12 protein-coding genes are annotated in these 13,089 nt (G+C 62.3%); 2 read left to right on the forward strand and 10 right to left on the reverse strand.

The features are described from left to right. Window positions 1–61: 61 nt before the first annotated feature. From ACL9RJ_RS22405 to ACL9RJ_RS22450, 10 genes are all read right to left on the reverse strand, one after another. Window positions 62–2,023 carry a DUF4105 domain-containing protein gene (locus ACL9RJ_RS22405; protein WP_177118818.1) on the reverse strand — a complete coding sequence of 654 codons (1,962 nt, stop codon included), beginning with the start codon at window positions 2,021–2,023 and terminating at the stop codon, window positions 62–64. Beyond that, on the reverse strand, window positions 2,020–2,340 hold the full coding sequence (locus ACL9RJ_RS22410; protein ID WP_017129178.1) for a DUF2388 domain-containing protein: 321 nt from the start codon (window positions 2,338–2,340) through the stop codon (window positions 2,020–2,022). The genes ACL9RJ_RS22405 and ACL9RJ_RS22410 overlap by 4 nt, the downstream gene beginning before the upstream one ends. A 26-nt stretch (window positions 2,341–2,366) precedes the next feature. Next, window positions 2,367–2,660, reverse strand: a complete 294-nt coding sequence (locus ACL9RJ_RS22415; RefSeq protein ID WP_042936968.1) for a DUF2388 domain-containing protein — start codon at window positions 2,658–2,660, stop codon at window positions 2,367–2,369. Between the two features lie 226 nt (window positions 2,661–2,886). Continuing rightward, complete coding sequence (locus ACL9RJ_RS22420; RefSeq protein WP_017129176.1) at window positions 2,887–3,204, reverse strand: DUF2388 domain-containing protein; 318 nt, start codon at window positions 3,202–3,204, stop codon at window positions 2,887–2,889. A 378-nt stretch (window positions 3,205–3,582) separates the two neighbouring features. Next, window positions 3,583–3,798, reverse strand: coding sequence for a DUF1127 domain-containing protein (locus tag ACL9RJ_RS22425; RefSeq protein WP_017129175.1), 216 nt, complete (start codon window positions 3,796–3,798; stop codon window positions 3,583–3,585). A 319-nt stretch (window positions 3,799–4,117) separates the two neighbouring features. After that, window positions 4,118–5,611: an acetyl-CoA hydrolase/transferase family protein gene (locus ACL9RJ_RS22430; protein WP_017129174.1), complete on the reverse strand. Its 1,494-nt coding sequence runs from the start codon at window positions 5,609–5,611 to the stop codon at window positions 4,118–4,120. 180 nt (window positions 5,612–5,791) lie between these two features. Continuing rightward, entirely contained in the window at window positions 5,792–7,228 is a 1,437-nt protein-coding gene (locus ACL9RJ_RS22435) for an NAD(P)(+) transhydrogenase (Re/Si-specific) subunit beta (RefSeq protein WP_017129173.1), read from the reverse strand. Beyond that, window positions 7,228–7,551 (reverse strand): NAD(P) transhydrogenase subunit alpha, encoded by a 324-nt coding sequence (locus tag ACL9RJ_RS22440; protein ID WP_003187010.1) that lies wholly within the window; start codon window positions 7,549–7,551, stop codon window positions 7,228–7,230. The genes ACL9RJ_RS22435 and ACL9RJ_RS22440 overlap by 1 nt, the downstream gene beginning before the upstream one ends. A 15-nt stretch (window positions 7,552–7,566) precedes the next feature. Beyond that, entirely contained in the window at window positions 7,567–8,688 is a 1,122-nt protein-coding gene (locus ACL9RJ_RS22445) for a Re/Si-specific NAD(P)(+) transhydrogenase subunit alpha (protein WP_212810326.1), read from the reverse strand. A 437-nt stretch (window positions 8,689–9,125) separates the two neighbouring features. Then, window positions 9,126–10,025: a LysR family transcriptional regulator gene (locus tag ACL9RJ_RS22450; RefSeq protein WP_212810327.1), complete on the reverse strand. Its 900-nt coding sequence runs from the start codon at window positions 10,023–10,025 to the stop codon at window positions 9,126–9,128. A gap of 157 nt (window positions 10,026–10,182) precedes the next feature. Between ACL9RJ_RS22450 and ACL9RJ_RS22455 the strand changes: the two genes are divergently transcribed. Both ACL9RJ_RS22455 and ACL9RJ_RS22460 read left to right on the forward strand, forming a co-directional pair. Then, the gene (locus ACL9RJ_RS22455) at window positions 10,183–11,364 is read left to right on the forward strand and encodes an acyl-CoA dehydrogenase (RefSeq protein ID WP_017129170.1); all 1,182 of its coding nucleotides are present in this window, start codon (window positions 10,183–10,185) and stop codon (window positions 11,362–11,364) included. 14 nt (window positions 11,365–11,378) lie between these two features. After that, entirely contained in the window at window positions 11,379–12,599 is a 1,221-nt protein-coding gene (locus tag ACL9RJ_RS22460) for a CaiB/BaiF CoA transferase family protein (protein ID WP_017129169.1), read from the forward strand. The last annotated feature ends 490 nt before the right edge of the window (window positions 12,600–13,089 follow it).

A 13,089-nucleotide genomic window follows, 5' to 3' on the forward strand; every position in this document is an offset into this window, starting at 1 on the left:
CGACAGGCGGATCGCGTTATGGTTCTTCGCGGACAAGCCCGGCTCCCACAAATACATGCGGTCAGGGCAATTCGAGCCCGCCCGCGGCCTTGTGCAGGCTGCGCAGGTGCTCGCCGACCAGCTTCAGGTTGGCTTCGCTGGCTTCGATCTCGGCCTCGCGCGCCGGGTCGAGGAGTTTGCGCACTTCCTTGTCCAGGTCGCCGGTGAGGCGTTGCAGCTGTTGCTGGCGCTGGCTGCTTTCGGCTTCCAGACGCTGCCATTCGCCCGGTTGCGGCAGGCCATAGCCACCACTGCCGAGCAGTTCCGCCGGGCGACTGAGGAAGCCGCTGTTGGCGAGGATGGCCTGCAAGGTACGGTTGGCCTGGTCCATGCCGCCGTCCTTGATATCGCGTCCGCCCAGGTACTTCTGCTTGACCTCGTCCTGGGCCAGCAGCAGTTGCCGGCGATAGCCCGCCTGCTCCAGCAGCAGCAAGGCGGCGCTGGTGCGCAGGTCGGCCTGGGCGAACCAGGGGCGGCGTTCTTCCGGGGACAGCGACAACCAGTCTTCGACGGTTTCCTGCCTGATCGGCAGGTGTTTCTTCAGCACTTCGAACATCGCCTGGTAGCGGTCGCGGTAGGAGTCGAAGCGATACCCCAGGCGCAGGGCTTCACGCGGGTCGTCGAGCACGCTGGTGTCGGCCAGGCCACGGCCCTTGAGCACTTCCAGCAGCCCGTTTGGCATGATGCTATCCAGGCCCTTGAGCTGGGCATTGTCGGTGCCGCTGCGCAACAGCTTGAGGGTCTCGACGGCGCAGTTGTTGGTCACGAAGTAGTAGTTGCCGTCGTAGCTCCAGTGCATTTCGGCGGCGTGCTCGACGACTTCCTCGATTTCCCGGCGCGACAGTTTCAGCGGCACCGAGGCCAGGCTGCGCAGTTCGGTCTTGGTGTATTCGTCGATGACCTGGGCCAGCGGCAGGACGAACAGCCGCGACGGATAGGCACCGGTCAGGCCACCCCAGGTCGAGAGTTGCACGTCGTTGACGAAGGCGCGGTACGACAGCACCAGGTGCTGGTCCAGGTCCAGCCGGCAATCCGGTCCGCGTGGACGGCCGGGGGCGCAGATCACCAGGCGCAACATGCTGTGGCCCCAGCGGCTGACCCAGTTCTGGTTGGCTTCGGCCAACAGGTAGTCGACTTCATAGACCCGCTCGGGATCGATCCGGCCCAGCGGGGTCTTGCCGAAATCGTTGCCGGCATTCAGGAACGGGAAGGCCTTGTCGCAGTTGTCCTTCGCCGGCGGCGCCCAGCCGAAGCGTTCCTGGTAATAGCGGTACAGTGCCGGCCGACGGCAGGCGTAGGCCGGGTCGAGGAGGAAGTACTCCATGTTGACCGCGACGAACTCCTTGGGATTGGTGGTCTCGTAGATATCCGGGCTGCGGGCGACCTGCTTGTTGTGCTGCTCGCGCTGGCCGCGGGTGCCCACCGACTGCTGCCAGCCGGCCAGGTCCAGCAGGCGCGGGTCGTCGCTGAGGGTAAAGCGTCGGTTGGTCTGGCCCCGGCATTGGTCGGGCAGGCCGATCAGGCCGGTGTTGTCGTTCTGTCGGCTGCAGCGCTGGATCAGCGTGCGTTCGGCATCGGGCCACAGGCGGGCGCGGTCATAGATGTGGGTGAGCTCATGGAGCACGGTGGCGAGCATTTCCTCGCGCACGGTGCCATGGGGGCGGTTGGTCTTCTTGCTGGCCGCGGAGCCGTCCACCAGGCCGGGGAGCAGGTTGCGGTTGAGGTCCAGCTCCGCGACCAGGGTTGCCTGCCCGTAGGCATTGGCCGGCATATCGGTCGACCAGCCGACGTCGATGCGTCGGTCCAGCTGCTCGATAAAGCGTGGCGGCAGGTGCGCCATGGCCTCATCGAGCAGGACCTGGCTGGCACTCTGTTCGGCGGGGCTCAGGCCGTCGGTCTTGAGCCGCAGTTGCAGGCCGGCCTGGGCCGCGTTGCCACTGAGCAACAGCGCGCAGGCCAGCAGCCAGCCGGCAAGTGGCCTCACAGAGCGAGAATGGCTTCGGCGAGGGTCTGGTCGCTGGCGTCGCGGGCTTCCGGCACCTGGGTACGCAGGGCATTGAAGGCGGCTTCCAGTTGCGCTCCACGGATCTCGCCATGGCTGGCGACAAAACTGGCGGCATCGTCATGGGCTTCGCGAACCACTTTCGAGTCGCGGATCGAGGTGGTGGTGTCCGAGGTGAAATCGATGGTACGGCCCGAGGCACGCACGATGATGTTGCTGGTGGCCACCAGGGTATGCGCCGAAGCCACGTCGGCCAGCAACAACAGGCCGAGGGTAGCGGCGATCAGGGGGGTACGCATGAAGTGTCTCCGGGATACAGAAGTGACTATTGGACGAGAATTGCCTCGGCCAGTTCAAGGTCGCTGGCATGAAGTTTTGGCTGGGCCCGGCGCAGCCAGGCCAGGGCCGACTCCAGTCGTGCGCCGCGTAACCGGCCGTCACTGGCGACAAAGGCTGCGGCGTCATCCTGGGCCGCCAGTATCAGTTTATGGTCGAAGGGCGCGGTGGTCACCTGGCTGGTGGCATAACCGCTGATGACGACGCCTTGTGTGGTCAGGTCGAATGCGTGGGCCTGAGTGATCCAGCAGAGTGCTATGAGCAATAAGGATAGTGAACGCATGGGTCTCGAGGGCTGAATGAACGAGCGTCAAGGCTAGCGGAATGCGCGGACCAGAGCCAGCGCGCCAATTATCGATGAAATATCGTGCAACGTTGCACACCCTTTCAACACTCAAGCGCGGTCCTTTGCAGGAGCTGGGCTTGCCCGCGAAGCTTTTGACAATTTCAACGGCCCCTTCGCGGCGATGCGGCGTCCCGACAAGCCCGGCTCCTGCAGATCATTCGGTTCAGATCGCCAGGATCGCCTGGGCCAGTTGTGCATCGCTGGCTTGCAGTTGTGGCGCCTGGCGCCGAATCGTGTCGAATGCGCTTTCCAGCTTCACGCTGCGGATCTGCCCGTCGCTGGCGACGAAGCTGGCGGCGTCGTCTTGGGCGGCGCGTACGATCTTGTTGTCACGCAACGACGAAGTGGCATCGGACGTCGCGTCGGAAGTGGCCTTGAGGGCGCCGACCAGGGAGTCGGTGGTGACGATGAAGCTGCTGGCATTGGCCGTGGCGGCCAGGCACAACAGGGCAGCAGCGCTGAGCAGGCGAAGACGGGACATGGTGGATCTCCTGGACATGAGTAGGAACAGTGGCGCAAGGCAACAACGGCCACTCGGACGCGATAAGCGATGAACCTCAGACGCACATTCCGCGCTGCGGGCTACCTATGACCGCGATAGTAGGCGGAGTTCCCGGTGGACGGAAAGCCGGTTCTGTCGTCCTGATAGCCGGGCTAGAGCCTTTTCGTCGGATTTCATAAACTGTACCGGTTCATTTTTAATTTATTTAAAACTGTACATGTCCGGGTGTTTCCCGTTCCATCGGACAATCCCGGGGCCGGAAACGACAAAGCCCGTCGCGGTTTCCCGCGACGGGCTCTGTTTTTTCAATTCGGGTGCTGGCGGTGGACCCGGTGGGTCAGGGCCAGCGAGCGCTGCTTAGCGCCAGAACGGCTTGCTCAACTCTTCGTAGCGCTGTGCTTCGCTGATACCGGCATCGGCCAGCAGGCGAGCATCCAGGCGAGCCAGTTGATGGCGGCTGGCGATACGGCGCTGCCACAGCATCAGGTTGGCGAGAACGCGCAGAGGCAGGGCAGCTTGAGCGTTGGTAGCGGTGTTTTCGTAGAACAGGTCGGAACTGAGTGTACGTTCCATGATTGACATCCTTCCGCTTATGGCGGGATTAGGTAGTGGTTTAACTGATGCCAATGATCCTCCTCTTTGCCTAGTCTCTCTAGATACAGTTCATCTGTATTGTGAGGGACCAGTTAACTGTTTATAGGTGCTGTACTGCTCATAATTGAGGCAACTGTACCTGTCGGCACAATATTGGTGCATTTTTGGTCGAATGGGGGAAATCGGGGGAGGTTTCAGCAGGAAAATGACCGGTACAGCAGTACAGTTTTTATCAGTTGTTTGGGGAAGGCGCTCCCGCTGACGAAACTGTGTTTGCGTCAGCGGGAAACTGTATCAATCAGTCGGCCAGCATTTTCCCGGTTTCTTCCAGGTTGATGTGCCAGCTCAGTGCATCGCGCAGGATGTGCGGTGTGTGGCCGCCCAGGGCGCAGGCACGTTCGAAGTAACTGTCGAGTGCCTCGCGGTACATCGGGTGCACGCAGTTGTCGATCACCGCCCTCGCCCGCTCCCGTGGCGCCAGGCCGCGCAGGTCGGCCAGGCCGATTTCGGTGACGAGGATATCGACGTCATGCTCGGTATGGTCCACATGGCTGACCATCGGCACCACGCTGGAGATCGCCCCGCCCTTGGCGATCGACTTGGTGACGAAGATCGCCAGGTGCGCGTTGCGCGCGAAGTCCCCGGAACCGCCGATGCCGTTCATCATCCGCGTGCCGCAGACATGGGTGGAGTTGACGTTGCCGTACAGGTCGAACTCCAGGGCGGTGTTGATGCCGATGATACCGAGGCGGCGCACTACTTCCGGGTGGTTGGAGATTTCCTGCGGACGCAGCACCAGCTTCTCTTTATAGCGTTCCAGGTTGCCGAACACATCGCTGTTGCGCCGGCTCGACAAGGTGATCGAACTGCCGGAGGCGAACGACAGCTTGCCCGCGTCGATCAGGTCGAAGGTCGAGTCCTGCAGTACCTCGGAGTACATGGTCAGGTCTTCGAACGGCGAGTCGATCAGGCCGCACATCACCGCGTTGGCGATATTGCCGATGCCGGCCTGCAGCGGGCCGAGTCTGTTGGTCATGCGCCCGTCGGCCACTTCTTCCTTGAGGAAGGCGATCAGGTGGTCGGCGATGGCCTGGGTGTCGGCGTCCGGCGGGGTCACGGTGGACGGCGAGTCGGGCTGGTTGGTGATCACGATGGCGACGATCTTGGCCGGATCGATCGGGATCGCGGTGCTGCCGATGCGATCATCGACCTTGACCAGCGGGATCGGCGTACGGGTCGGGCGATAGCTGGGGATATAGATGTCGTGCAGGCCTTCCAGGTTCGGATTGTGCGCGAGGTTGATCTCGACGATCACCTGCTTGGCGAAGATGGCGAAGCTGGCCGAGTTGCCCACCGAGGTGGTCGGCACGATATGCCCCTGCTCGGTGATCGCCACGGCCTCGATGACCGCCAGGTCCGGCAGCTTGAGCTGCTTGTTGCGCAGTTGCTCGACGGTTTCCGACAGGTGCTGGTCGATAAACATCACTTCGCCGGCGTTGATCGCCTTGCGCAGGGTGCTGTCGACCTGGAACGGCATGCGCCGCGACAGGACACCGGCTTCGGTGAGCTGCTTGTCGAGGTCGTTGCCCAGGCTGGCGCCGGTCATCAGGGTGATCTTCAGCGGTGACAGCTTGGCGCGCTCGGCCAGTGCATGAGGGACGGCCTTGGCCTCGCCGGCGCGGGTGAAGCCGCTCATGCCGACGGTCATGCCGTCCTGGATCAGGGCGGCAGCGTCAGCCGCGCTCATCACCTTGCTGGAAAGAGAAGGCAAGCGAATACGATCACGGTACATGGAGTTTTTCTCGGGCAACGGAGGCAAGATGCGCAGTCTAGACATTTCAAAAGGTTTCGCCGCCCGACCAAGGTCGAATGCCAGGCCCCGATTCAGAGCCTTCGGTCGGTTTTCTGCGGGCAAAGAAAAACCCCACCCTAATAAAGGATGGGGTTTTCGGTATTGCGCTACGGCAAGGTTTTACTCGACAGCCTTGACCATGTCCTCGATCACCTTCTTCGCGTCGCCGAAGACCATCATGGTCTTGTCGAGGTAGAACAGCTCGTTATCCAGGCCGGCGTAGCCGCTGGCCATGGAGCGCTTGTTGACGATGATGGTCTTGGCCTTGAAGGCCTCGAGAATCGGCATGCCGGCAATCGGCGACTTCGGATCGTTCTTCGCTGCCGGGTTGACCACATCGTTGGCGCCGAGCACCAGCACCACGTCGGCCTGGCCGAATTCGGAGTTGATGTCTTCCATCTCGAACACCTGGTCGTAAGGCACCTCGGCCTCGGCCAGCAGCACGTTCATATGCCCGGGCATGCGCCCCGCCACCGGGTGGATCGCGTACTTCACGGTAACGCCGCGGTGGGTCAGTTTCTCGGTCAGTTCCTTGAGCGCGTGCTGGGCACGGGCCACCGCCAGGCCGTAGCCGGGCACGATGATGACCGTGTCGGCGTTGGTCAGCAGGAAAGTCGCATCGTCGGCCGAACCGGATTTCACCGGCCGCGCCTCTTTCGCACCGGCCGGGCCGGCGGCGTCCGCGCTGTTGCCGAAGCCGCCGAGCAACACGTTGAAGAACGAACGGTTCATCGCCTTGCACATGATGTACGAGAGGATCGCCCCGCTTGAGCCGACCAGCGAGCCGGCGATGATCAGCATCGAGTTGTTCAGCGAGAAGCCGATCCCCGCCGCTGCCCAGCCGGAATAGCTGTTGAGCATCGACACCACCACCGGCATGTCGGCGCCGCCGATGGGGATGATGATCAGCACGCCGAGCACGAAGGCCAGGGCCAGCATCAGGGCAAAGGCGCCGAGGTTGCCCGTCAGCATGAAGGTCACGCCGAGACCGAGGGTTGCCAGGCCCAGCAGCAGGTTCAGCTTGTGCTGGCCGCCGAACTGTACTGGTGCGCCCTGGAACAGGCGGAACTTGTACTTGCCCGACAGCTTGCCGAAGGCGATCACCGAACCGGAGAAGGTGATTGCTCCGATCGCCGCGCCGAGGAACAGCTCCAGGCGGTTGCCCGCCGGAATCGAGTCGCCCAGTTGCTTGACGATGCCCAGGGATTGCGGCTCGACCACCGCCGCGATGGCGATGAAGACCGCGGCCAGGCCGATCATGCTGTGCATGAACGCCACCAGCTCCGGCATCTTGGTCATCTCGACGCGCTTGGCCATGATCGAGCCGGCGGTGCCGCCGATCAGCAGGCCGACGATCACATAGCCGATACCCGCGGTAGCCAGTTCGGCCCCCAGCTTATAGATGAGGCCGATGGTGGTGAGGATCGCCAGGGCCATGCCGAGCATGCCGAACAGGTTGCCGCGCCGCGACGTGGTCGGGTGCGACAGGCCCTTGAGCGCCTGGATGAAGCAGATCGACGCGATCAGGTAGAGCGTCGTTACGAGATTCATGCTCATTACTTCGGCGCCTCTTCTTTTACGGCTTTCGGGGCTTTTTTCTTGAACATCTCAAGCATGCGGCGCGTCACCAGGAAGCCACCGAACACGTTTACCGCGGCCAGGGCCACGGCCAGGGTGCCCATGGTCTTGCCCAGCGGGGTCACGGTCAGCGCGGCGGCGAGCATGGCGCCGACGATCACGATCGCCGAGATGGCGTTGGTCACTGCCATGAGAGGCGTATGCAGCGCGGGTGTCACGTTCCAGACCACGTGGTAACCGACATAGATCGCCAGCACGAAGATGATCAGGTTGTAGATACCGGGGGAGATAAGCTCTTCCATCGTCTGAATCCCTGCTTAGGCGTTTTTGCGGATGACTTGGCCGTCGCGGCACATCAGGCACGCGGCGACGATGTCGTCTTCGAGGTTCACTTCGAACTGGCCTTCCTTGTTGAAGACCAGCTTCAGGAAATCCAGCAGGTTGCGGGCATACAGCGCCGAGGCATCCGCCGCGACTTCACCGGCCAGGTTGGTCGGGCCGCAGATGGTCACGCCGTGCTCGACCACCACCTGGTCCGCCACGGTCAGCGGGCAGTTGCCGCCCTGGGCGGCGGCGAGGTCGATGACCACCGAGCCGGGCTTCATCTGCGCGACCGTCTCGGCGCTCAGCAGCACCGGTGCCTTGCGACCGGGAATCAGTGCGGTGGTAATGACGATATCGGCCTGCTTGGCGCGTTCGTGCACGGCCTGGGCCTGGCGCTGCATCCAGCTGGCCGGCATCGGCCGTGCGTAGCCGCCGACACCGACTGCGCATTCGCGCTCTTCATCGGTCTCGTAGGGCACGTCGACGAACTTCGCTCCGAGGGACTCGATCTGCTCCTTCACCGCCGGACGCACGTCCGAGGCTTCGATCACCGCACCCAGGCGCTTGGCCGTGGCGATTGCCTGCAGTCCGGCCACGCCGGCACCGAGGATCAGCACGCGGGCGGCTTTCACGGTACCCGCCGCGGTCATCAGCATCGGCATGAAGCGCGGGTAGTGATGGGCGGCCAGCAACACGGCCTTGTAGCCGGCAATGTTGGCCTGGGACGAGAGCACGTCGAGGCTTTGCGCGCGGGAGGTACGTGGCGCGGCCTCCAGGGCGAAGGCCGTAATGCCCTGGGCCGCCAGCCTGGCGATGGTTTCATTGCTGAACGGATTGAGCATGCCCACCAGCACGGTACCGTGCCTGATCAGCGCCAGTTCACTGTCGCTGGGGGCGACCACCTTGAGAATCAGCTCGGCGGCAAAGGCTTCGGCGGCGCTGCCAATAGTGGCGCCTGCTGCCTCATACGCACTGTCGACAACGCTGGCGTTGAGCCCGGCGCCGCTTTGCACAGTGACCCTATGACCTTGGCCGACCAGCTTCTTGATGGTTTCCGGGGTTGCAGCAACCCGCGTTTCACCCGTCTGGGTTTCGAGAGGAACACCAATGTGCACGTCAAATCTCCTGCGTGATCTTTTTTATAAGAAGGCCAGCGCACTGCGGATGGTGCGACTGGAGCGGCCGATCAGCACGATCCCGCCGGTTTCGAGGCGGGGCGCGGCATTTTGCAGGCGAAAACTGCCCCCTTCAAGAGATTCTGAAAGGTGACGCAATATTAACTACAAGTCACCCTGTGACTGAATGTCGCACGGATTGGCCGCAGGCCCACAGAATAGAGGCCTCACATGGATTCTGGCTGGAAATGGAGAAATTTCGAATCGGCGACATGAATAAGTCGATATTGCAGGCGATATGGGCTGTAGCCCTTGCCATCAGGCACTTTCGTACAAGTTTGAGGGGAGTAGGTACAGTCTGCTTAAAGGCGACATATTCTTATATCTGTAGGGCTTTTGTTTTACTGACTACGAGGTCAAGTAATGGCGGAAAGCCTTCAGGAAAGCAGGCTGTAGCCTTGTGCCTGGTTTACCAGCCAGTCACGAAAAGCCCGTAAAGACGCCGATTCGACTTTCCGGTCGGGAATCATCAGGTAATAGGCCTTGATGCTGGAGAGCGCATTGGGGTTGGCGATCACCAGGCGTTTCTCGGCCAGTTCGCGCTGGATCAGGAACGGTGGAATCAGCGCGATCCCCATCTCGTGCATGGCGGCCTGGGCCAGCATGGAGAATAGCTCGTAGCGCGGGCCTGTCATGTCGCGGGGGATATTCAGTTCCTGGGCGTTGAACCACTGGCGCCAGGCGTAGGGCCGTGTGGTCTGTTGCAGCAGCGGCAATTCGGCGATCTGCGTCGCGCTCAGGCTCTGGCGGTTGCCGAGCATGGCCGGACTGCATACCGGCATCGGGTTCTCGCCCATCAGGCGATGGGATTCGGTACCCGACCAGTCGGCATCGCCGAAGTAGATGGCGGCGTCGAAGTCGGTATCGGCAAACAGGAACGGCCGGGTGCGGTTGGTCAGGTTGACCGTGACTTCCGGGTGCTGTTGCTGGAAATCCTTGAGTCGCGGCAACAGCCATTGGGTGCCGAATGTCGGTACCACCGCCAGTTCGATCACATTGGTGCCCTGCTGGCCCATGACGGACAGGGTGTCGCGTTCGACCGCGTCCAGTTGCGTGGCGATACGGCGGCTGTAGGACAGACCTGCCTCGGTCAGCTTCACGCCCCGTCGTGAACGTCGGAAGAGTTCGACACTGAGGAATTCTTCCAGGCTGGCGATCTGTCGGCAAATCGCGCCCTGAGTGAGGGAAAGCTCGACCGCGGCCTTGGTAAAGCTCTCATGGCGGGCGGCGGCTTCGAAGCTGACCAGCGCGGCGGTGCTGGGGATCTTCCTGCGCATATACGGCAACCTCACTAAATATGGGTCGAAAAGGCGTTCAAAAGGTTTTCGGAGTGAGAAATTAGCACAACAGCATGCGAAATCCTCGTTTGCCGGATCCTCGGGTGACGCCTAGGATCAATCCACGATATTTGACCTACTTCGCGAGGACTCTCCCATGGGCGGTAAAGCTAGCTTCAACTGGATCGATCCCCTGCTGCTGGATCAACAGCTCACTGAAGAGGAGCGGATGATTCGTGACACCGCCCAGCAGTTCGCCCAGGACAAGCTGGCGCCACGGGTTCTCGAAGCCTTCCGGCATGAAAAGACCGATCCGGCGATCTTTCGCGAAATGGGTGAGGTCGGGCTGCTGGGCGCGACCATTCCGGTCGAGTACGGCGGCAGCGGCCTCAACTATGTCAGCTACGGCCTGATCGCCCGTGAAGTGGAGCGCGTCGACTCGGGCTACCGCTCGATGATGAGTGTTCAGTCTTCCCTGGTGATGGTGCCGATCAATGAGTTCGGCACCGAGGCGCAGAAGCAGAAGTACCTGCCGAAACTGGCTTCCGGCGAATGGATCGGCTGCTTCGGCCTGACCGAGCCGAACCACGGTTCCGATCCCGGGGCGATGATCACCCGTGCGCGCAAGGTCGAAGGCGGCTACAGCCTGACCGGCAGCAAGATGTGGATTACCAACAGTCCGATCGCCGATGTGTTCGTGGTCTGGGGCAAGGACGATGCCGGCGATATCCGCGGTTTTGTTCTGGAGAAAGGCTGGAAAGGCCTGAGCGCCCCGGCGATTCACGGCAAGGTCGGCCTGCGCGCCTCCATCACCGGCGAAATCGTCATGGACAACGTCTTTGTCCCCGAAGAGAACATCTTCCCGGATGTCCGTGGCCTGAAAGGTCCGTTCACCTGCCTCAACTCCGCCCGCTACGGCATCTCCTGGGGCGCGCTGGGCGCTGCCGAATTCTGCTGGCACACCGCTCGCCAGTACACCCTGGATCGCCAGCAGTTCGGTCGCCCGTTGGCTGCCACCCAGTTGATCCAGAAGAAGCTGGCCGACATGCAGACTGAAATCACCCTCGCCCTCCAGGGCTGCCTGCGCCTGGGTCGGATGAAGGATGAAGGTACGGCGGCGGTGGAAATCACTTCGATCATGAAGCGCAACTCCTGCGGCAAGTCCCTGGACATCGCCCGCATGGCGCGGGACATGCTCGGCGGCAACGGCATCTCCGACGAGTTCGGGGTCGCTCGTCACCTGGTGAACCTGGAAGTGGTGAATACCTATGAAGGCACCCACGACGTGCATGCGCTGATTCTCGGGCGTGCGCAAACCGGCCTCCAGGCGTTCTACTGACAGGAGCTCGGCTCATGGGCGCGCTTTCGCATCTGCGGGTATTGGATTTGTCGCGGGTATTGGCCGGACCCTGGTCCGGTCAGATCCTCGCGGACCTGGGGGCCGAGGTGATCAAGGTCGAGCGCCCGGGCAACGGCGATGACACCCGTGCGTGGGGGCCGCCCTTCCTGAAGGACGCCTACGGCGAGAACACCAGCGAAGCGGCTTACTACCTGTCGGCCAACCGCAACAAGCAATCGGTCACCATCGACTTCACCCGGCCCGAGGGCCAGCGCCTGGTACGCGAGCTGGCGATGAAGTCCGATATCCTGATCGAGAACTTCAAGGTCGGCGGGCTGGCGGCCTATGGCCTGGACTACCCATCGCTCAAGGCGCTCAACCCGAACCTGATCTATTGCTCGATCACCGGGTTCGGTCAGACCGGGCCTTATGCCAAGCGTGCCGGCTATGACTTCATGATCCAGGGGCTGGGCGGGCTGATGAGCCTGACGGGCAGGCCGGAGGGCGATGAAGGTGCCGGTCCGGTGAAAGTGGGCGTGGCCCTGACCGATATCCTCACCGGCCTGTACTCGACCGTGGCGATCCTTGCGGCCCTGGCCCATCGGGATCATGGCGGTGGCGGGCAGCATATCGACATGGCTTTGCTGGATGTGCAGGTGGCATGCCTGGCCAACCAGGCGATGAACTACCTCACCACTGGGGTGGCCCCCAAGCGCCTGGGCAATGCCCATCCGAATATCGTGCCGTACCAGGACTTCCCTACCGCCGATGGCGACTTCATCCTGACGGTGGGTAATGACGGGCAGTTCCGCAAGTTCGCCGAGGTGGCGGGTCAGCCGCAATGGGCGGACGATCCGCGCTTCGTCACCAACAAGCTGCGGGTGGCCAACCGCGCGGTGCTGATTCCGCTGATTCGCCAGGCCACCGTATTCAAGACGACGGCCGAGTGGGTGACGCAGCTGGAGCAGGCCGGTGTGCCGTGCGGGCCGATCAATGATCTGTCGCAGGTGTTTGCCGATCCCCAGGTACAGGCGCGTGGGCTGGCCATCGAGCTGCCCCATGCCCTGGCCGGGCGGGTGCCGCAGGTTGCGAGTCCTATCCGGCTTTCCGAGACGCCGGTGGAATATCGTAATGCCCCTCCTCTATTGGGCGAGCACACGCTGGAGGTTCTGCAGCGGGTATTGAGCCTGACACCGGAGACGGTGGCCGGGTTGCGGGAAGCCGGGGTGCTCTAGGCGCCCTGCTCTCTTCTATATAGGTAGGAGAGCCGGCTTGCTGGCGATGGCGTCATCTTGGACGCTGCAAGGCTTGCTGGCCCCTTCGCTGGCAAGCCAGCTCCCACAACTATGTAGTCGTCCACCCATTTTGGGTGCAACACCCAAACTGTAGGAGCCGGCTTGCTGGCGATGGCGTCCTTCTAGGCGCTGCAAGGCTTGCGGGCCTCATCGCTGGCAAGCCAGCTCCTACAGGTATGTCGTCGTCCACCCATTTTGGGGGCAACACCTAAACCGTAGGAGCCGGCTTGCTGGCGATGGCGTCCTTCTGGGCACTGCAAGGCTTGCTGGCCCCATCGCTGGCAAGCCAGCTCCTACAGGGAGCGTGTTCTGCGCTGTTTCTGACCCTTGTGACAGAAAGATGAAAATAAGGGTTGACGGCAGATTCCATGGGCCTATAATTCGCCCCACTTCCGGCGCAGTCGAAACGGAAAACTCCTTGAGATTCAAC

The sequence above is a fragment of the Pseudomonas sp. Mn2068 genome, from assembly GCF_049319725.1.
Lineage (GTDB): Bacteria > Pseudomonadota > Gammaproteobacteria > Pseudomonadales > Pseudomonadaceae > Aquipseudomonas > Aquipseudomonas gingeri.

Excerpts from the sequence above, each read along its gene's own strand:
- ACL9RJ_RS22430 (WP_017129174.1), bottom strand. The coding sequence starts at position 5,611 with ATGTACCGTGATCGTATTCGCTTGCCTTCTCTTTCCAGCAAGGTGATG.
- ACL9RJ_RS22435 (WP_017129173.1), bottom strand. The coding sequence starts at position 7,228 with ATGAGCATGAATCTCGTAACGACGCTCTACCTGATCGCGTCGATCTGC.
- ACL9RJ_RS22455 (WP_017129170.1), top strand. The coding sequence starts at position 10,183 with ATGGGCGGTAAAGCTAGCTTCAACTGGATCGATCCCCTGCTGCTGGAT.
- ACL9RJ_RS22450 (WP_212810327.1), bottom strand. The coding sequence starts at position 10,025 with ATGCGCAGGAAGATCCCCAGCACCGCCGCGCTGGTCAGCTTCGAAGCC.
- ACL9RJ_RS22415 (WP_042936968.1), bottom strand. The coding sequence starts at position 2,660 with ATGCGTTCACTATCCTTATTGCTCATAGCACTCTGCTGGATCACTCAG.
- ACL9RJ_RS22410 (WP_017129178.1), bottom strand. The coding sequence starts at position 2,340 with ATGCGTACCCCCCTGATCGCCGCTACCCTCGGCCTGTTGTTGCTGGCC.
- ACL9RJ_RS22425 (WP_017129175.1), bottom strand. The coding sequence starts at position 3,798 with ATGGAACGTACACTCAGTTCCGACCTGTTCTACGAAAACACCGCTACC.
- ACL9RJ_RS22440 (WP_003187010.1), bottom strand. The coding sequence starts at position 7,551 with ATGGAAGAGCTTATCTCCCCCGGTATCTACAACCTGATCATCTTCGTG.
- ACL9RJ_RS22460 (WP_017129169.1), top strand. The coding sequence starts at position 11,379 with ATGGGCGCGCTTTCGCATCTGCGGGTATTGGATTTGTCGCGGGTATTG.
- ACL9RJ_RS22420 (WP_017129176.1), bottom strand. The coding sequence starts at position 3,204 with ATGTCCCGTCTTCGCCTGCTCAGCGCTGCTGCCCTGTTGTGCCTGGCC.